This is a genomic window from Kribbella shirazensis (genome assembly GCF_011761605.1).
Classification (GTDB): domain Bacteria; phylum Actinomycetota; class Actinomycetes; order Propionibacteriales; family Kribbellaceae; genus Kribbella; species Kribbella shirazensis.
Genome location: NZ_JAASRO010000001.1, coordinates 5,589,778 through 5,608,053, shown reverse-complemented (window position 1 = coordinate 5,608,053; position 18,276 = coordinate 5,589,778). Strand labels below are relative to the sequence as shown.

The 18,276-nt window shown below is 69.3% G+C and carries 13 protein-coding genes and 1 pseudogene; 6 read left to right on the top strand and 8 right to left on the bottom strand.

Translation table 11 applies throughout. The annotated features are described in order from the left end of the window. The first annotated feature begins 34 nt into the window (after window positions 1–34). The gene (locus BJY22_RS27065; protein WP_337759183.1) at window positions 35–1,510 is read left to right on the top strand and encodes an aminotransferase-like domain-containing protein; all 1,476 of its coding nucleotides are present in this window, start codon (window positions 35–37) and stop codon (window positions 1,508–1,510) included. Between the two features lie 94 nt (window positions 1,511–1,604). On the opposite strand, the gene BJY22_RS27060 is transcribed toward BJY22_RS27065, so the two are convergent. Further along, on the bottom strand, window positions 1,605–1,835 hold the full coding sequence (locus BJY22_RS27060; protein ID WP_167211898.1) for a DUF7455 domain-containing protein: 231 nt from the start codon (window positions 1,833–1,835) through the stop codon (window positions 1,605–1,607). 391 nt (window positions 1,836–2,226) lie between these two features. On the opposite strand from BJY22_RS27060, the gene BJY22_RS27055 reads away from it, so the two are divergent. From BJY22_RS27055 to BJY22_RS41170, 4 genes and pseudogenes are all read left to right on the top strand, one after another. Beyond that, entirely contained in the window at window positions 2,227–4,311 is a 2,085-nt protein-coding gene (locus BJY22_RS27055; protein WP_167211895.1) for a DNA gyrase subunit B, read from the top strand. Then, the gene (locus BJY22_RS27050; RefSeq protein ID WP_167211892.1) at window positions 4,308–4,952 is read left to right on the top strand and encodes an HAD family hydrolase; all 645 of its coding nucleotides are present in this window, start codon (window positions 4,308–4,310) and stop codon (window positions 4,950–4,952) included. The genes BJY22_RS27055 and BJY22_RS27050 overlap by 4 nt, the downstream gene beginning before the upstream one ends. A gap of 20 nt (window positions 4,953–4,972) precedes the next feature. Then, window positions 4,973–5,314, top strand: a pseudogene (locus BJY22_RS41175) (VOC family protein); the annotation flags it as partial. Between the two features lie 65 nt (window positions 5,315–5,379). Next, window positions 5,380–5,634: a VOC family protein gene (locus BJY22_RS41170; RefSeq protein WP_202892272.1), complete on the top strand. Its 255-nt coding sequence runs from the start codon at window positions 5,380–5,382 to the stop codon at window positions 5,632–5,634. Window positions 5,635–5,806: 172 nt separating this feature from the next. Here BJY22_RS41170 and BJY22_RS27040 read toward each other — a convergent pair whose 3' ends face one another. Beyond that, a complete protein-coding gene (locus BJY22_RS27040; protein ID WP_167211889.1) occupies window positions 5,807–7,129 on the bottom strand; it encodes a pyroglutamyl-peptidase I in 1,323 nt (440 codons plus the stop codon). A gap of 113 nt (window positions 7,130–7,242) precedes the next feature. On the opposite strand from BJY22_RS27040, the gene BJY22_RS27035 reads away from it, so the two are divergent. Continuing rightward, complete coding sequence (locus BJY22_RS27035; protein ID WP_167211886.1) at window positions 7,243–7,980, top strand: carbonic anhydrase; 738 nt, start codon at window positions 7,243–7,245, stop codon at window positions 7,978–7,980. Window positions 7,981–8,021: 41 nt separating this feature from the next. On the opposite strand, the gene BJY22_RS27030 is transcribed toward BJY22_RS27035, so the two are convergent. The 6 genes from BJY22_RS27030 to BJY22_RS27005 form a co-directional block, all read right to left on the bottom strand. Continuing rightward, on the bottom strand, window positions 8,022–8,519 hold the full coding sequence (locus BJY22_RS27030; RefSeq protein ID WP_167211883.1) for a beta-class carbonic anhydrase: 498 nt from the start codon (window positions 8,517–8,519) through the stop codon (window positions 8,022–8,024). Further along, on the bottom strand, window positions 8,516–9,502 hold the full coding sequence (locus BJY22_RS27025) for a sucrase ferredoxin (protein ID WP_337759180.1): 987 nt from the start codon (window positions 9,500–9,502) through the stop codon (window positions 8,516–8,518). The genes BJY22_RS27030 and BJY22_RS27025 overlap by 4 nt, the downstream gene beginning before the upstream one ends. 46 nt (window positions 9,503–9,548) lie before the next feature. Next, window positions 9,549–11,270 carry an MFS transporter gene (locus tag BJY22_RS43110; RefSeq protein WP_337759179.1) on the bottom strand — a complete coding sequence of 574 codons (1,722 nt, stop codon included), beginning with the start codon at window positions 11,268–11,270 and terminating at the stop codon, window positions 9,549–9,551. Beyond that, complete coding sequence (locus BJY22_RS27015) at window positions 11,267–11,977, bottom strand: LppX_LprAFG lipoprotein (RefSeq protein WP_167211880.1); 711 nt, start codon at window positions 11,975–11,977, stop codon at window positions 11,267–11,269. Before BJY22_RS27015 ends, BJY22_RS43110 begins: the two co-directional genes overlap by 4 nt. A gap of 4 nt (window positions 11,978–11,981) precedes the next feature. Continuing rightward, window positions 11,982–14,429, bottom strand: a complete 2,448-nt coding sequence (locus BJY22_RS27010; RefSeq protein ID WP_167211877.1) for a DNA gyrase/topoisomerase IV subunit A — start codon at window positions 14,427–14,429, stop codon at window positions 11,982–11,984. Between the two features lie 902 nt (window positions 14,430–15,331). Continuing rightward, the gene (locus BJY22_RS27005) at window positions 15,332–17,539 is read right to left on the bottom strand and encodes a hypothetical protein (protein WP_167211874.1); all 2,208 of its coding nucleotides are present in this window, start codon (window positions 17,537–17,539) and stop codon (window positions 15,332–15,334) included. Window positions 17,540–18,276: the final 737 nt, after the last annotated feature.

Here is an 18,276-nt window from a genome sequence, read left to right as displayed (position 1 = left end):
CGGAAGCAGTCCACCCGAGCCAATCCGAGGAGAAGTGGACCGTTCTGGAGATCCCGCGGCGCTGGCCGACCTGATCGGCCACCGGCTGGGCACACGTGCGGGTGGTTTGTACCGGCGGCTGGCGGACGAGATCGCCGCGCTGATCGGCTCCGCCGAGCTTCCGGTCGGCGCACGCCTGCCGGCCGAGCGCCGCTTGGCCGAGTCCCTGGCGATCAGCCGCTCGACGGTCGTCGCGGCGTACGACGAACTCCGCGCCCGCGGCCTGGTCGAGAGCCGGCGAGGCAGCGGTACGACGGTCGCGCGCGCCGCGAGCCGGGGTCGTTCACGAGCGGACAAGCGGATGCCGGCCGGGTACGGCGAGTCGCTGTTCCACCGCATCACGGTCGGACCGGGCGAGGTCATCTCGCTGACGTACGCCGTCGATCCGGGCCTGCCCGAGCTGTCCTCGGAGCTGATCGACCTGGCCTCGACCGACCTGCCGGAGCTGCTCGGTGACGTCGGGTACCACCCGCGCGGCCTGCCGGTGCTGCGGGAACGGATCGCCGAGCACTTCACCGAGTCAGGGCTGCCGACGTCCGCCGACGAGATCGTGGTGACGACCGGGGCGCATCAGGCGATCGCGCTGGTGACGCAGATGTACCTGCGCAACGGCGCCGCGGTGGCGATCGAGCAGCCGAGCTGGCCGGGATGCTTCGACCTGTTCGGAGCGGCCGGCGGGCGCGTGGTCGGCGTACCTCTGGACGACGCCGGGATCCGGCCGGAGCTGCTGGACGCCGCGTGCGCGGAGCATCAGCCGGCGATGTTGTTCGTGATGCCGACGTTCCACAATCCGACCGGTCGCCTGATGTCGGCGGCGCGGCGCCGGCAGGTCGCGGAGCTGGCCGCGCGGCACGGGGTCGTGGTGGTCGAGGACAACGCGTACTCGGCGTGGGATCCGGCAGGCCCGGAGATCCCCCCGCCGCTGGCGGCGTACGCGCCGGACGACGCCGAGGTGCTGACGATCGGATCGGTGTCGAAGGCCGTCTGGGGCGGGCTGCGGATCGGCTGGATCCGGGCGTCGCGGCCGCTGGCGGAGCGGCTGGCGCGGCACAAGGCGCTGGCCGACCTCGGCAGCCCGGTCATCGACCAGGCGCTCACGGCCCGGCTGCTGCCACGGCTCACCGAGCTGACGGCCGCGCGGGCCCGGGTGGCGACGGTGCGGAAGAAGCTGATGGGGGAGTTGCTGACCGAGCGACTACCGGAGTGGGAGTGGTCGATGCCCGTCGGCGGGTCGGCGTTGTGGATCCGGCTGCCGGGCACAGACGCTCGGGTGTTCGCCCAGGTGGCGTTGCGGCACGGTGTCGAGGTGGTCGCGGGTCAGGCGATGGATCCGTCGGGTGCGCACAACGACTACTTACGGGTGCCGTTCGCCTACTCCGAGCAAGTACTCGACGATGCGGTCGCTCGGCTGGCGCGGGCTTGGCACGAGCTGCGCCGGCACGGTCCCGGACCCGGGGTACCTGTCGTGTGAACAACAGGATGGCGGCCACCCGTCAGGGTGGACCGCCATCGAAGCCTGCTATGACTTTGGCGCCGCCGTTGGCGCGTTTAGAACAGCCTGAGGGTCACCGATCTTCGTCTGCGGAGACAGTGGGGGTGGCTTCGAGCCGACCGGTCTCGTCGTGGATCGTGATCGCGATGTCGCGCAGCTTCTCCGAGTGCTCTCGGCCGTGGTGGGCGCAGAAGAGCAACTCCCCACCGCTGGTCAGGGTGACTCGGACGTAGGCCTGCGCACCGCAGCGGTCACAACGATCCGCGGCAGACAACGCCGAACTCGGGGCGAGTGCTGTAGTCATTGAGGCCTCATCTCATCTAGTTCCGTACTCACCAGATAGCAACATCCTGACATGCGGATCGCTTCCCGGTGGGGACAACGTGTCCGTATGTGAGACGAACCACCTGTCTTCGTATGACGTTTGCTGACGCGGAATGGTTTCTCGTCGGGCGGTTTTCCGGTGAGCCACGGAGGCGGACTACTCCTCCTCTCACTGTGCGCCATGAATCCGTCACCGTCTGCTCGGATTCGGAGTGTCGTACACCACTCCGAATCGAGTCCGGATCGATATCTGCCGAAACACCCATCTCCGGTACCCCGCCGTCTAACGCCGCAAGGCATGCCTGCGATGTTTTGGGGGTGCGGCCGCATAGGCTGTCCGGAGTAAATGCGTGAACCAGTGAAGGAGCCCTGTGGCCGCCCCGACGCCTCGCAGTACCGAGATCGACCCGGCGTACAACGCCCGCCATCTGCTCGTCCTCGAAGGTCTCGAGGCGGTCCGCAAGCGGCCTGGTATGTACATCGGGTCCACCGACAGCCGCGGTCTGATGCACTGCCTGTGGGAGATCATCGACAACGCCGTCGACGAGGCGCTGGCCGGGCACGGTGAGCGCATCGACGTGGTGCTCCACAAGGACGGCTCGGTCGAGGTGCGGGACCGCGCCCGCGGCATCCCCGTCGACATCGAGCCGAAGACCAAGCTCAGCGGTGTCGAGGTGGTCTTCACCAAGCTGCACGCCGGCGGCAAGTTCGGCGGCGGGTCGTACAACGCCTCCGGCGGTCTCCACGGTGTCGGCGCCTCGGTGGTGAACGCGCTGTCCGCGCGGCTGGACGTCGAGGTGGACCGCGGCGGCACGATCTGGACGACCTCGTTCCGGCGCGGCGTGGCCGGTGAGTTCGACGGTGAGGGCGCGAACGCGTCGTTCGCCCCGGCGAAGGGCCTGCGCAAGGCCGGCCGGGCGAAGAAGGGCGTCACCGGGACCCGCATCCGGTACTGGGCGGATCGGCAGATCTTCACCAAGGACGCGGCCTTCAACTACGACGAGCTGGTCACCCGGGCGCGGCAGACGTCGTTCCTGGTGCCGGGGCTCGAGCTGGTGATCCGCGACGAGCGCGGCGACGAGGTCACCGAGGAGCACTTCAAGCACGACGGCGGGATCAGCGAGTTCTGCGAGTTCCTGGCCACCGACCAGAAGGTCACGGACGTCGTCCGGCTGACCGGGACCGGTCACTTCACCGAGACCGTGCCGATGCTCGACGACGCCGGCCACATGACGCCGACCGACGTCGAGCGCGACCTGGACGTCGACGTCGCGGTGCGCTGGGGCGACGGCTACGAGACCGAGCTGCGCTCGTTCGTGAACATCGTCGCCACGCCCAAGGGCGGCACGCATGTGAACGGGTTCGAGCGGGCGCTGTCGAAGAGCTTCGCGAACGCGCTGGACGGCACGCGGCTGCTGAAGAGCGGCGAGGAAGTCATCAAGGACGACGTACTGGAGGGCCTGACCGCGGTCGTGACGGTGCGGCTGGCCGAGCCGCAGTTCGACGGGCAGACGAAGGAAGTGCTCGGTACGCCGGCGGCGTCGCGGATCGTGGCGAAGGTCGTGCAGTCCGAGCTCGAGTCGTTCCTGACCTCGACCAAACGCGAACACAAGGCGCAGGCGCGCGCCCTGATGGAGAAGGTCGTCGCCGCGTCCCGGACGCGGGTGGCCGCGCGTCAGCACCGCGAGCTGCAGCGGCGCAAGACCGCGCTGGAGTCGTCGGCGCTGCCGGCGAAGCTCGCGGACTGCCGGAGCAACGATGTCGACCGGTCGGAGCTGTTCATCGTCGAGGGTGATTCGGCGCTGGGTACGGCGAAGCTCGCGCGCAGCTCGGAGTTCCAGGCGCTGCTGCCGATCCGGGGCAAGATCCTGAACGTGCAGAAGGCGTCGGTCGGCGACATGCTGAAGAACGCCGAGTGCGCCTCGATCATCCAGGTGGTGGGAGCCGGCTCCGGGCGGACGTTCGATCTCGAGCAGGCCCGCTACGGCAAGATCATCTTCATGGCCGACGCGGACTCCGACGGCGCGCACATCCGCTGTCTGCTCGCGACGCTGTTCTTCCGGTACATGCGGCCGCTGGTGGAGGCCGGCCGGGTCTACACCGCCGTACCGCCGCTGCACCGCTTCGAGCTGACGAACCCGAAGAAGGGGCAGGACAAGTACCTGTACACCTACAGCGACGCGGAGTACCAGCGGAAGACGGCCGAGCTGATGAAGAAGGGCGTCCGCTGGAAGGAGCCCCCGCAGCGCTACAAGGGTCTCGGTGAGATGGACGCCGATCAGCTGGCCGAAACCACCATGGACCCGCGGCACCGCACCCTTCGCCGGATCACGGTCGACGACGCCGAGGCCGCCGCGCAGGTCTTCGACCTCCTGATGGGCAACGACGTCGCTCCGCGTAAGGAGTTCCTGGTCCAGGGCGCCTACGAGCTGGACGAGAACCGCATCGACGTATGACGGCTCGGCTGGCCTGCTTCGACCTCGACAACACGCTGATCGATCGCGACGGCGCGTTCCTGGCCTGGGCCCGGTGGTTCGCCGACCGGGCCGGGCTGGGGGAGGACGCGACCGCGTGGTTGGTTGCCCATGACAACGGTGGGTTCACGCCGCGGCCGCAGTTGTTCGCGGGACTGCGGGAGGCGTTCGGTCTGACGGCTTCGGTCGACGAACTGGTCGCGGCGTACGACCGGGAGCACCCGCCGTTCACGTGGGTGGAGCAGCCGGTGCTCGACGGGCTGGCTTCGTTGAGTACGGCGGGGTGGCGGGTGGCGGTCGTGACGAACGGGAACGTCGTACAGCAGACCGCCAAGCTCGAGCACACGGGGATCGCGGCAGCCGTCGACTACTGCTGCATCTCCGAGGCGGCCGGCGTCCGCAAACCCGACCGTCGCATCTTCGAGCTCGCCGCCGAGCACACCGGTGCCACGCTCAGCGACGGCTGGATGGTCGGCGACCACCCGTCGTACGACGTCGCGGGTGGCCTCAACGCCGGTCTGCGAACCATCAGAGTCGGCCATCATCACCAACTCCCCACACCGGTAGCCGAGCATCACGTCGACTCGGTTCTGAAGGCTTTCCCGCTGATCCTGTCGAGCTGAGCCGAAATAGGGTGGGCGGTATGGGGTTGCAGCTTGTGCAGGTCAATTTCAAGGCTCGGGACGAATCGGCGCTGGGGCGGTTCTGGGCAGAGGCGCTCGGTTGGGGCCTGTCCAGCGAGGGACCTGGTGTGTCCAACGTCGCGCCGGTCGGTTTCGACGGGCCGGACCCGAGCGCGCTCTGTGTGGATGTCGTCCGCGTCCCGGACCCCGAGACGGTGAAGTATCGCGCGCACCTCGAGCTCGCCTCCAGTTCCGTGGCGCACCATGCGGAGTTGGTCGCACGCCTGAAGGAGCTCGGTGCGACGGATGCGGGCCAGGGCGACGGGCCGTGGACCGTGCTGGCCGATCCGGAAGGGAACGTGTTCCGCGTCCTGGAGCCTCGGGAGATCTACCGTGACACGGGCCCGATCGCCGCGGTGGTCGTCGACTGCGCGGACCCGCGGGCGATGGCCCGCTTCGGGTCGGGCCGTACCTCGAGTTCGTCCGCACGCCCGCGACCCAGCTCGTCTGGAACCGCGTCCACCTCGACGTGCTGCCGTACCGCGGTGACGATCAGGCCGCAGAGGTGGCTCGCCTGCAGACCCTCGGCGCGACGCCCGCCGACGTGGGCCAGGGCGACTCCGCGTGGAAGGTCCTGGCCGACCCGGAGGGCAACGAGTTCTGCGTGCTCCGCCGGAGCTGACCACTCAACGCCTTCAGGAACACAGTTCTGATCACCGACGGCAAGACGGTGATCACTTTAGTAGTCACTTCCTGCGTCAGATGCTCGAGCCCCCGAGGGGTCAATGTCGAAGAGGGACATTTCCTGGGTGCAAATGCTGATCAGAATAGTGCTCGCATGATCAGAATTCTGATTATGCGAGTGCCGACCGGAGCATCGCGTGGGCCCCGGCGACGATCGCGTCCCGGTTCGCCTCGTAGGTCGGGTCGGTGATCGTTGTCTTGTTGGTCAGGCCGAAGGACAGCACCGGGACGTGCAGATGACCGGCCGGCATCGACGGGTCGAGCAGGTCGCGCTGCAGAGTGTTGCGGTAGGCAACTTCGTTCGACAGGTACCCGCCGCCGGCTCCTTCCGACGCGATCGAGCCGGCAGTCGGCCCGTCCGGGCGTCGTACCGGCACGGTCTCGCCCGCGGGGATCTCCAGTACCGACGTGTTCACCCGGGTCCGGAACGGCGCCACGTCCGTCTGCGCCATCCGCGCCAGCGGGAGGCTGGACGTCAGCCACTCCGGGCCGGGCGGCATACCGGGGGAGACGACCGGCGCACTGATCGTGCCGCCGCCCCAGAGGTTGTTGTTGTCGCCGATCGAGCTGACCGAGCGGCGCCGGCCGTTGAAGACCTCGAGATCGAAGATGCCGGCCCGGCCCTGGCTTGCCGTCATGACGAGGTCTGCGTGCTGGGGCCCCGGGCGGTAGTGCGGCGCCAGCGCGTCCTCGACCATGCGCTCGTCGAAGTCGGTGTACCGGACCGGGAACACCACGGTCTGGATCTCGTACTTCGTACCGTTCACGGTCCAGCGCCGGCCGTCGAGGGTGAGAGCGGTCGCGCCGGACGGGTTGCCGATGCGGATGTCCGCGTCCAGTGTGAACGGGTCGAAGCCGGTGACGAGGATCTTGCGCACGCCGGGAGCGAAGCGCGTGCTGGTGATGCCGCGCGACGCGTACTCGAACGAGCGGATCAGGGCCGCGCGTTCCGTCGTACCGAGGCCGAAGACTGGTTGCCATTGGCGTAGGGCGAGCGCCATGGAGATGCGCGCCCAGTACAGGCCGCGGTCATCGGTGGCGGGCAACGCGTCGGAGTCGCCCGGCGCCTGCTGGGCGCGATGGGTCGCGGTCCGCCAGAGCAGCTCACCCTGGGCACGGGCGAGCCGTGCCGCTGCATCCCGGTTCGGGACGCGGCAGAGCAGTTGAGTGAACATCTCGACCTGGCGATCGAAACCGGAGCGGCGGAGGATCTCGGCCGGCACCGACGGGCTACCGTTGATGCCCCTGGTCAGGCGCTGCTCCTCGACGGTGCCGACGACCGACTGGTCCAGGCAGCCGGTGACCGCGCCGCCGCGGAAGGCGGAGGCGGTATCGGTAACTGCGTGGGCGACGGGTGTACCGGACAGGACCGCGGTGAGCGCCAGGGCGCCTGCGACCAAGGAACGGTGGAATGAGCTGGGGCGGAGTCTCATACGTGGTGTCTATCAGATTTCCCACCACGAGCCGAGAGATCCTCAGATCTGCGGGTACTGCAGACTGTATGCAATCTGCTACGGTCGAGGGGTCCGGTCGTGAGGAGGTCCGTATGAGGCACCCGTCCCGTCGCCGCATCCTGACCGCGGCCCTGGCCGGCGCCGTCACCGGCGCGACCGGCTGCGGCGCGCAACAACCCACACAGCCAACCGCCGGAACGGCCCAGCCCGCTGGAACAGCGCAGCCCACCGCGCCACCGGTTGCCAATGGCAACGAGGCGCTGGAGCGGCTCCGGGCCGGTAACGTGAGGTTCGTCGCCGCGCAGGAGCAGGATCTGGACGAGGGGATCGCCCGCCGGATCACTGTCAGCAAAGGCCAGCACCCGTTCGCGACAGTGCTCGGCTGCGTCGACTCCCGCGTCCCGATCGAGCTCGTCTTTGACCAGGGGCTCGGCGACCTGGTCGTCGTACGGAGTGCCGGCGGTGCGCTGGATCAATCCGTGATCGGCAGCATCGAGTTCGGGATCGCCGAGCTCCACACGCCGCTCCTGGTGGTTCTGGGCCACCAGCGCTGTGGAGCCTTGGACGCGACGATGAAGGCACTGAACCATCGGACCTCGCACCCCGGCGACCTCGCCTACCTGGTCGACACCCTCGCGCCGGCAGTCCAGCAGATCGAAGGCAAGCCCGGCGACCCGCTCACGAACGCCATCCACGCCAACACCGGCCTGATCCTCACCAAACTTCGCCAGTCACCCGTCATCGGCCCGCTGGTGAAGTCCGGCAAACTCAAACTCACCGCCGCCTACTACGAACTCGACACCGGCAAAGTCACCTTCCGTGCGACCTGACCTCTGGGACGGACGACTTCCGAGCCCGCTCCGCGGCAGGGTCAGTCGACCTGGGTGAGGCGGCCGGTGTCGACGTCGTACATGAAGCCGCCGACGAGGATCTCGTCGCCGATCAGTGGGTGTTCGCGGACCGCGGCGACGTCGCGGCGGAGGGCCTCGAGTTGGTCGGGGATCACGTTGATCGGCAGGTAGCCGGCCGGTTTCCCGGCGGCCACCTCGACCTTGGCGCGCAGCTCGTCCTCGGACATCGCCGCCATCGCGCACCGGGTGTGCGGGATGATCATGATCCGCCGGACGCCGAGCAACTGGACGCCGAGCACCAGCCCGGTCAGCGTGATCTCGGTGACGCGGCCACCGGCCGAGCGCAGGACCTTCGCGTCCCCGGGCTTGAGGCCGAGCATCTCGAGCGGCGGGATCCGGGAGTCCATGCAGGTGACCAGGCCGATCCCGGCATGGGCGATCCCGTCGAACCCACCGTAGTGGAAGTCGGCGGCGTACTCCGCGTTGGCAGCGAGCAGATCGTCGAACCCGCCGCTCATCGGACCGCACCTGACACTGGAGTTCCGGCTTGCAAAATCGACATCGCGAACGGTTCCTTTCCACACGAATCCGGACGGGGTGGGTCGGCGGGCGCACTGGTGACCGGCACGATCCACGACCTGCCGTCGACATGCTGGACCGTCACGATGTCGGCGTCTTCGCCGACGACACGCAACGCATCCAGGGAGAGCTCGCCGATGAGCTCCCGTACGGCGACCTCGGCCGCCTGCCCGCGCTTGGTCCACGTCGACCGGCCGCGCAGCCCGGTCAGCACCGTCTCACCACGATCCGCGGCGGCGAGCACCTCGACTGCCGTGTCGACGGTGAGATGCCCGTGCATGGTCCCGGCCGGCAGGTACGTCGCGGTCGGCGCGAAGCGGTGCCCGCCGAGATGATTGGCCTCCCAGACCCGGCCCGGTGCCCGCTCGGCGAGCCCGGACACCAACGGCCGGCCGAGGACGGCGCAGCAGCCGTCGCGCTTCCCGTTCGTACAGACCAGCACGATCGGGTCGTCGACCGGCGCCAGTGCGGGCAGTGACGCCAGTACCGCCGTACGGTCACCGCGAGCGACCGCGTCGAGGTCGAGGCCGTCGAGCGCCGACGGGTCCGCGACGCGTCCGCCGAGCAGCCAGCTCCGGCCGGGTCTCGTCGAGGCGACGAAGACCTGGTGCGACCGCTCGACGGTGTCCGCGTGCCGCCCGGGGGAGCGGATCAGCCCGAACCGGACGTCGGACTTCTTGCACTTGTCGTCGAACGGCCCGCCGAACCTCGGGTCGAGATGACTCTGTGTCGGGGCCTTTGCGCCCCACGGCCCGGGCTGTTCGACGACGACCCAGCCGGCCGCGACCACCGCGGTGCCGGGCAGCGGCTCCCTCAGCTCCCGGCAGAACGTCGAGCACAGCCCCGGCCGGCCGACGGGCACGGGAGTCCCGGCCGGCGTGGCAGCAGAGGCCGTGTCAGCGGCGTTCGTGGCAGGGCGCACAGGATCACGTTACGCGACCTGAGACGGCTGTCCCTCATGATGATCATCATGTGTGCGCTGCGCCACGCCGCCCGAGCAGCAGCACGCTCAGCACGGCGGCCAGGAAGGCGCAGATCGCGGCCCCGGCGAAGATCGCGTGAACTTGTGAAACGGCCGCGTCCAGGAGCGCGTCGAGGAACGGGCGGCAGTTGGTGGGGGAGGACGGGCAGAGTTCGTTGGGAGATTTGATGCCGTCGGCAATCGCGTAGTACCGGCGGAGACCGATCGCGGTGAGCGCCGAGACCCCGACGAGCATGCCGACCATCCGGGCGACCACCACGAGCGCGCTGACCAGGCCGTGGCTGTCGGCCGGCGTCGCGCCGAGCATGGCGGTGTTGAGCGGCGACAACGCCAGGCCGAACCCGAAACCGCAGACGAGCAGTACGACGGTCGCGGGCCAGTGATCGAGCGCCGTACGGCTCCAGAACGCCATCAGCACGAACATCGCGCCCGAGAGCGCCAGCCCGGCACCGGTGATCAACCCGAGCCCATGACGCCGCGTCAGCCACCCGCCGACCACCGCACCGATCGGCAGCGCGATCAGGAACCGCAGCAGCACCAGAGCGGCCGCCAACTGCCCACCGCCCTGCGTGGTCCGCGCGAACACCGGTACGTCGACCAAGGCGGCGATCAGTGCACAACCGATCAGAAAACTGACCACCAGCGAACCCCACGCCGGACGTGCACCTAGCAAGCCACGAGGCACGATCGCGGCTGCCGTACGACGCTGCCACACGGCGAACCCGACCGCGAAGACCGCGGCCCCGATCAGCAGCCACGGCCCGGCGGGCGACATCAGTTCCCGCTCGGGGTCGGCCGTCGCGAACGCCAGCACCACTCCGGCCAAGGCGAGCGCGAGCAGCAGTGCACCGACGAGGTCGACCTGTGACAGCACCCTCGCCAGGTGACCATGCGCCCGCCACAGCACCAGACCGAGCCAGATCACCGCGAGGACGAGTGTCGCCAGCCCGATCGGGGTGAGCAGCCGCGACGTACCGGTGAATGGCACGAACGGCAGGCCGAGCGTCACGCCGGACGCGAGCCGTTCCGGCGCGGTCAGCGTCAGCCCCAGGGCAAGACATGCGAGTACGCCGACAGCTCCGGACAGCCGTGGGCGCCAACGGCCGCGCAGGAGCAGCGCGAGTACGACGGCAACCACCAGATTCAGCCAGAAGATGTACCGCCAGTCGGCGACGGCGAGTACGGCGGCACCGAGTAGCGGACCGAGCACCGAGCCCAGCTCCTGCACCGCTCCGACCACGCCCAACGGCATCCCGCGTCGTTCAGCCGGCCACAGGTCCGCGACCAGCGCCAGCGTCGCCGGGACAAGCCCACCGCCACCGACACCCTGAAGAAACCGACCGGTTACCACCAGCGACAGGTCATACGCACCCGCCGTGATCAGGGACCCGACCGCGAACAGGAGCAGCGCACCGACGAGCACCGGCGTCCGCCCGACGACGTCCGCGATCCGCCCGATCAGCGGCAGGACAGCGATGTACCCGAGCAGGAAGCCGGAGATGATCGGCGCCGCGCGCTGCAGCTCGTCCGCCGACAGCCCGACCCCGGCCATCATGTCCGGCAGCGCGAGGACGACGACGTAGGTGTCCGCGGCCGCGAACGCGACGGCGATCGCGGCCAGTGTGAGGCGGATCCTCGCCGCGCGGCCGGCGTCGGACCGGTCGTCCTTGGCCGGCTGAGCCTGAGGAGTGCCGGCAGCGTCGGTCACGGCTTGGTGATCTCGACCTTCTCGCCGTACTTGTCCAGGGTGACGTCGTAGCTGCTGGTGGCCCCGGCGTAGAACGGCCCGGTGATGGTCGCCGAGACCAGCTGCGAGTTGCTCTTGTCGATCTTGAACGTGCTCGGGAAGTCCTGGTCGGCCGGCGCCTTCGGGAAGATGCCCTGCAGCGACTTGCCCTGAACCGCTCCGGTGATCTCGGTGAGCACCTTCGCGCCCTCGCGCGTCTCGCCCTTCACCTTGGGGTCCTTGACGGTCGGCAGCACCGAGGTGAGGCCCTTGGCGGGGTCGAGCAGGAGCGCGGGGTCCGGCGCTCCGAGGCCCGCCAGCTGGGCCGGTGTGAGCTCGATGAAGCTCGGCGCGAACGAGACCTTCGCGTAGACCTTGCTGCCGACCGCGACCACCTCGGCCTCGATCGGCGAGCCGCCGGACCGCACGGTCAGCTTGCCCTTGAAGGCGGGCGCGTGCGTCGCGACGCCGTCACCGGCGGCCAGCGTCTGCGCGGTGTCCGGCAAGTCGCGGCCGGTCAGCACGATGTGCACGCTGGCGGCCTCGTCGATCGTCTTCTTGGCGCTCGTCAGCAGCGCGACCGGGTCCGAACCGGAACCTCCGCCGCCGGATCCCTTCTTGTCGTCCTTGTCGGTGCAGCCCACGACCGCGAGGACGACGACCGCGCACAGCGCGAGCACTCTCTTCACGTTGTCAGCCTGCCAGATCAGGAGCGCACGCGGCGATGGGTTGCGCCACCGGTACGCCGGAACCGTCGCGCCGCATGTCGACAGGTGGCAGCTCGACCGGCGCCCCACTGCTCGCGGCCGCCTTCACCGGCGCGATGCCGACGTACCCGAGCAGGAGCCCGTCCTCGCCCTTGAGCAGTCGCTGGCAACGGACCCCGCCGGTCCCGCGGCCCTTGCCCGGGTACTCACTGAACGGGGTCACCTTCACCGCGCCCACCTCGGTCCCGGGCAGCGCCGAGGCCGAGCCCGCGATCGTCACGACCTGGGCTTCCCGGCCGGTGTCCACAGCACCGAAGAACACCACGGTGGCCTTCGCGGCGAGCCGTACGCCGGCCATACCACCCGCGGTCCGGCCCTGCGGACGGACGGCAGACGCCGGGAAGTGCAGCAGCTGCGCGTCGGACGTGATGAAGCACAGCTCCTCCTCACCCGTCGTCAGCTCGACCGCGCCGATGACCTCGTCACCGTCGTTGAGCCGGATGATCTCCCAGGAGTCGCGGTTGCTCAGGTGATCCGGTACGACGCGCTTCACCACGCCGCCCGTCGTACCGAGGGCGACACCGACCGAGTCCGGATCCATCGTGGTCAACGCGAGCGCCTTCTCACCCGGGTCCAGCGACACGAACTCCGCAATCGGCGCGCCACCCTGCAGGTTCGGCGCGTTCGCGGTCGTCGGTACGGCGGGAAGGTCGAGCGACTCGAGCCGGATCAGGCGGCCGGCGCTGGTGATCAGCCCGTACTGCCCGCGGGCGGTGCTCTTCACCGCGGACACGATCGCGTCGTGCTTGGCGCGCGACTCGCTCGGACCGAACGGCTCCACACCGTTCGTCCGCGCCAGCAGGCCGGTCGAGCTCATCAGGATCCAGCACGGGTCGTCGCTGACCTCGAGCGGTACGGCGGCGGTCTTGGTCGCGCCGGACGACTCCAGCAGTACGGTCCGCCGCGGCGTCCCGTACGTCTTGGCGACCTCGGCGAGCTCGTCGGAGACCGTCTTCCGGAGCAGCTTCGGGTCCTCGATGATCGCGGTCAGCGCCTCGATCTCGCGCTCCAGCTCGCCCTTCTCGGTCTCCAGCTCGAGCTTGGAGTACTTCGTCAGCCGGCGCAGCGGCATGTCCAGGATGTAGTTCGCCTGGATCTCGGACAGGTCGTAGATCTCGATCAGCCGGGACCGCGCCTCGGCGGAATCGTCACTGCTGCGGATGACCTGGATGACCTCGTCGATGTCCAGGATCGCGATCAGCAGGCCCTCGACGATGTGCAGCCGGTCCTGGGCCTTGGTCCGGCGGAACTCGCTGCGCCGGCGCGTCACGTCGTACCGGTGGTCGAGGTAGACCTCGAGGAGCTCCTTCAGGCCGAGCGTGCGCGGCTGGCCCTCGACCAGGCAGACGTTGTTGACGTGGAACGCGTCCTCGAGTGGCGTCAGCTTGTACAGCTGCTCGAGCAGCGCCTCGGGGACGAACCCGTTCTTGACCTCGATCACCAGCTGGGTGCCGTGAGTCCGGTCGGTGAGGTCCTTGATGTCCGCGATGCCCTGGAGCTTCTTGCTCTGCACCAGGGTCTTGATCTTCTCGATCACCTTCTCCGGGCCGACCGAGTACGGCAACTCGGTGACCACGATGCCCTTGCGGCGCGGGGTGACGTTCTCGATCCGGGCGGTGGCGCGCATCTTGAAGCTGCCGCGGCCGGTGGTGTAGGCGTCCTTGATGCCTTCCAGGCCGACGATCTTGCCGCCGGTCGGCAGGTCCGGCCCGGGGATGAACCGCATCAGGTCGTCGATGTCGGCGCTCGGCGTCTTGATCAGGTGCCGCAGCGCCTGGATCACCTCGACCAGGTTGTGCGGGGCCATGTTGGTGGCCATACCGACGGCGATCCCGGCGGCGCCGTTGACCAGCAGGTTCGGGAAGGCGGCCGGCAGGACGTACGGCTCGGTCTCCTGGCCGTCGTAGTTCGGCTTGAAGTCGACGACGTTCTCGTCCAGCCCGGTCGTCATCGCCATCGCCGGCGGCGCCATCCGGCACTCGGTGTACCGCATCGCCGCCGGGCCGTCGTCCAGGCTGCCGAAGTTGCCGTGGCCGTCGATCAGCGGGACGCGCATCGACCAGGGCTGGGCGGTGCGCACCAGGGCGTCGTAGATCGCGCCATCGCCGTGCGGGTGGTACTTACCCATGACCTCACCGACGACACGGGCCGACTTCACGTGGCCGCGGTCGGGGCGGATGTTGTTCTCCGCCATCGAGAACAGGATCCGCCGCTGGACCGGCTTCAGCCCGTCCCGCGCGTCCGGCAGCGCCCGGGAGTAGATCACCGAGTAGGCGTACTCCAGGTAGCTGGTGCGCATCTCGTCGGAGACGTCGATGTCGAGGATGTGCTCCTCGAAGTCCTCGGGTTCGGCGGTGCTGGTACGGCGTGCCATACGGGTCTACGAACTCCTCGATCAAGCGGTACGGCGCCGCGACGGTCCGGCGCTGTCCCTATTCTCCCTGGTGAACGGTCGTTTCCCGGCTCACGACCCGCAGAATGTACCCGGCCGGAACCAGACCGGACCCTACCGCCGCCCACCGACAGTGATGAGGGGAGGAGGTGGGTCCCAAGGACACCGCTTCGCGGCGGCTGACTTTTGGCCGCCTGCGGCGGCGCGCGAGCTGCTCTACACCGAACCCGCTTCCGGCGAAGCTGCAGGCACACCACCGGGAACGGTGAACCCGCAGCGTGCGTGCGCCGTGACCGCCTGGCAGTCCGCTCTGCTGAGGCGGCCACCAGACAGGCGGCTGGGAAGGAACTCTGCGCGGGCGGCGGCTCCCGGCGGACGGCTGGCGGCAGGCGGTTCGCGGCGAGCGGCGAAGGTGCGCGGCAAACCATCGGCGACAGGTGACAGGCGGTCGGCACGGACGGTGATGGCTCGCAGCCTGTGGCGGAGGCTAACGGTGGCACGCCAGCAGTCGGCTCGCGATTGGCATCTTGCGGCCGGACGCACACAGCCGCGAGCTCGCAGCCGGCGGCTGTCAGCGGCTGTTGGCAGGCGGGTGGGCCTTTGCGGCTGGGCCCTCGCACCTGGCTGCCGAGGCCGCACGGACGGCTCGCAGTTCGCGGCTGGCGACACACGCTCGCGGGCGGCAAGGGCGACGGCCTGGACAGGAGTCGCGGCTGGCGGCTCGTCGCCGTGGGGTGGACGACCGCGGATTGCGCCGGCAGTTGGTTGGCCGTTGGTTGGCCGGTGGCTCGGGCCTGTGTGGTCCAGCTGGGAGGGCTGGCGACGGTCGGGGTGAGTGACGGCGAGCGCGTTGCCCGACTGGGGCGCCCCGGTTTCGTCGTGGCTCAGGATGGTTGCGGCGGAGACTTGGCAGGGCGTCGTCGATCTGTCCGGTGGGTGCCGGTGGGGTCGACGTGGAAGGTGAAGCCGTGAGGCGTTGTCCACTCGAGGGTCTTGTGGTCGATGCGGTGCACGGTCCAGCCGTGGGCGTGGGTTTTCACTCGGTGGCCGAAGCGTCCGAGGGGTGCGAGGTTGCTGGTGGAGGTCTGACCGGTGGGGCCGAGGGGGTCGTAGGGCTCGATGTGGTCGAGGTCGATGGCGTTGGTGGTTTCGCGGGTGCCGTACGGGAACAGTTCCACCGGATGGATGAGCTTGATGCGGTCGCGGATGCGGGTCGGGATTTCGTAGGCGTCAACGCTGACGGCGTCGTTGAGGTCGATGACTGGCTTGACGGTGTACGGGCCGTGGCCGATCAGCTCGGTCAGCTGCGACGCGAGCAGCGGACCGATGGTCTCCGCGCGCAGCACCCCGGTGCCGGTGGCAAGCGTGTGGTCGGTGAGATGCACAACCACCTCAGTCTGCCCCGGACGCACCCGCCCCGCACCGCGACCGCCCGCCCGCGCGGCGCCGGCCAACCCGGACGACCCAGCCGACTCGGACGACCCAGCCGGATCCGCCGGACCGGCTGGACCGGCTGGACTGACCGGACCAGCGGGGCCAGCCGAAGCAGCCTGGCCAGGTGCATTTGTCGGACTAGGTGAACCCGTTAGGTCGCCTTGGCCGAGGGAGCAGGACGGTTCGGTTGTGTGCCCAGGGGCTTCGAGGCGATTGGGTGTGTTGCAGTACAGGGGGTTGGCGTAGGCGTCGTGTTTGATCTGAGCAAGTCGGGCGTTGAGTGCCCGTAGTGCGGCGGGATCCATTGGGCAGGCGTCGTCAGCGCCGGTCTGCGCGACCGGCAAGTCGGGAGCCGGACGCCTGTCGAACGGGTCGGTTATTGGCTCGGGATCGAGCGGCCCTGCGGCTTCCAACCACAGATCCTCTGCCGGCCCCGGCGGCTCCACCAGATCGTCGGCACAGAAGCGTCGCCGGTCGTCGTGCGATCCGTCGTCTTGCCCGTCCGCGGCATCAGCTCCCGCCTGTCTGCCCAGTCCGGACCGCAAATCCAACCCAGGGCACGCATCCAACCCAGCCCCCCTGTCCGGCCGCGCCAGCAGATCCAGCCCACCCCGCGCATCCAGCCCGGCCCGGCTGTCCGGTCGAGCCGGCCCATCCAGCCGAACCTGTCCGTCCAGCCGAACCTGTCCGTCCAGTCCAGCCCGCGCATCCATTCCGGCCCGGTGGTTCACCCCACGCTGCGCACCCATTCCAGCCTGCGTATCCGGGTTGAACCGCTCGGCCGGGGCTGTGGGCGGGTGTGGTGTGGCCTGAGTTTCGGAGGTGGGCGCGGAGTCCTGCGTCCGTTCGCGATCGGCAGGGGTTGGTGGCTGGGTGTTGGTGGCTGTGTGGGCTTGGGCGAGGAGTTCCTGGGTGAAGCGGGAGTCGGCGAGGATGTCTATTGCGGCGGCTCGGCGGTGTTGGACCGGGCGGGTGTCGCCGATGATTTTGAGGGCGTCGGCGATTGCGGTGATCCTCGCGTTGCAGCGGTTCACCGCGGCGGCGGCCGCCTTGATGTAGAGCGTCTTGTTGCCGTGAGCGTCGCCGCGGCCGACGAACACACCGCGTTCGGCGGCGGCTTCGGCGGCCTCGTCCTTGGCCAGCGCAGGGTCGGCGTGCAGGCGCGCGGCGCGGACGACCTTTTCGAGCCGGTAGGGCGAAAGGGTGTCGACCAGGGCCTCGACCCGGCGGTCGACGTACTCGGCGGCGGCGTGCGACAGCTTCACGCACTGCCGGACAATTTGACGTGCCTTCCAGGGCGTCGCCTCTCCGCTGCGGACGCGCGCCCAGATCAACGGGAAGCGGTGCCGCAGCGCTAGTGCGTCGCCGAGGAGGTCGCGGCCGACGCCTGGCGAGACACCGATCACGACCGCGAACTCTGCCACTGCGAACTCGGCGATCTCCGGGCATCCCTCCCCGCCCAGCAGTACCGCACGCTCTCTGCCGTCGCAGGTTCGCCGGGCAGGACGCACGCCGCAGACCGATGGATGGAAGCGGTCGGCGTAGACCTGAGCATGCTCGAGCATTCGCGCGTCGGCCCGGTTGGCCAGGGCGCGCAGCTCGACGGCCGACTCCAGGAGGTCCCGGGTCGGCAGCAGGGTCAGGTCGCGCTCGAACATGCGTTCGAGTCTATCTCGTCCGTCGTGGTTCATCAAATCGGATTGCAGCCGTTTCCCCTTATCCACAAGAGAAAACCAGAGATCCGGACCAGCCGCGGGAGGAATGCACCAAACAGGTGAACTCCGGGCTGGATCTGGCGAATGGCGCCCGGAACACGACCCGGCATGCGGCGCCGACCTGGTCGCGACCAGCGGGCAGTTGATCCGCGCGGTGCTGCCCCGCCTGCCGAACGCCGCGAGCGGGCCAACCGCGCGCGGGCGGGTAGCGTCCGTTGCTCGAAGAGCCGCTACATCTCCGGGCTGCCAGGGCCCCTGTCCGACCCCAGGCATCCGCGGCGCCCAGTCCCTCTCCGACCTCCATGTCGCGAACGCAACCGGCATACCCGCATTTCAGAGCCGGTTGCTGCTCGGTCCGGGCGTCGTGGCAGATGCGGACATGCGCTGACATGGATCGCTCCGCACTACGAACCGAACGACGGCTTCCGGCGGTGCGCGAGCACGCTCCAGCGCGAGCAGCAGGCCGGGCGCGGCCCCATGCCGCACCGGTCCCGGCGAAGCCACAGGCACTCCGCAGGGACCTGAACCCGCAGCGCGGACACCTGACTGCTAACAGCCGGCGTGCATCGACGCGCCGCCGAGCGACAGTCTTCGCCGCTGAGGTCACCTAACAGACAACCGTCTGCGAAGCGGCGTTCTTCGACGGCCCGGGCAGCTTGACGGGACGGGCTGCTTCGCCG

Coding starts and splice junctions, on each gene's coding strand:
- BJY22_RS27060 (WP_167211898.1), bottom strand. CDS start 1,835: ATGACTACAGCACTCGCCCCGAGTTCGGCGTTGTCTGCCGCGGATCGT.
- BJY22_RS27050 (WP_167211892.1), top strand. CDS start 4,308: ATGACGGCTCGGCTGGCCTGCTTCGACCTCGACAACACGCTGATCGAT.
- BJY22_RS27040 (WP_167211889.1), bottom strand. CDS start 7,129: ATGAGACTCCGCCCCAGCTCATTCCACCGTTCCTTGGTCGCAGGCGCC.
- BJY22_RS27035 (WP_167211886.1), top strand. CDS start 7,243: ATGAGGCACCCGTCCCGTCGCCGCATCCTGACCGCGGCCCTGGCCGGC.
- BJY22_RS27030 (WP_167211883.1), bottom strand. CDS start 8,519: ATGAGCGGCGGGTTCGACGATCTGCTCGCTGCCAACGCGGAGTACGCC.
- BJY22_RS27010 (WP_167211877.1), bottom strand. CDS start 14,429: ATGGCACGCCGTACCAGCACCGCCGAACCCGAGGACTTCGAGGAGCAC.
- BJY22_RS27005 (WP_167211874.1), bottom strand. CDS start 17,539: ATGTTCGAGCGCGACCTGACCCTGCTGCCGACCCGGGACCTCCTGGAG.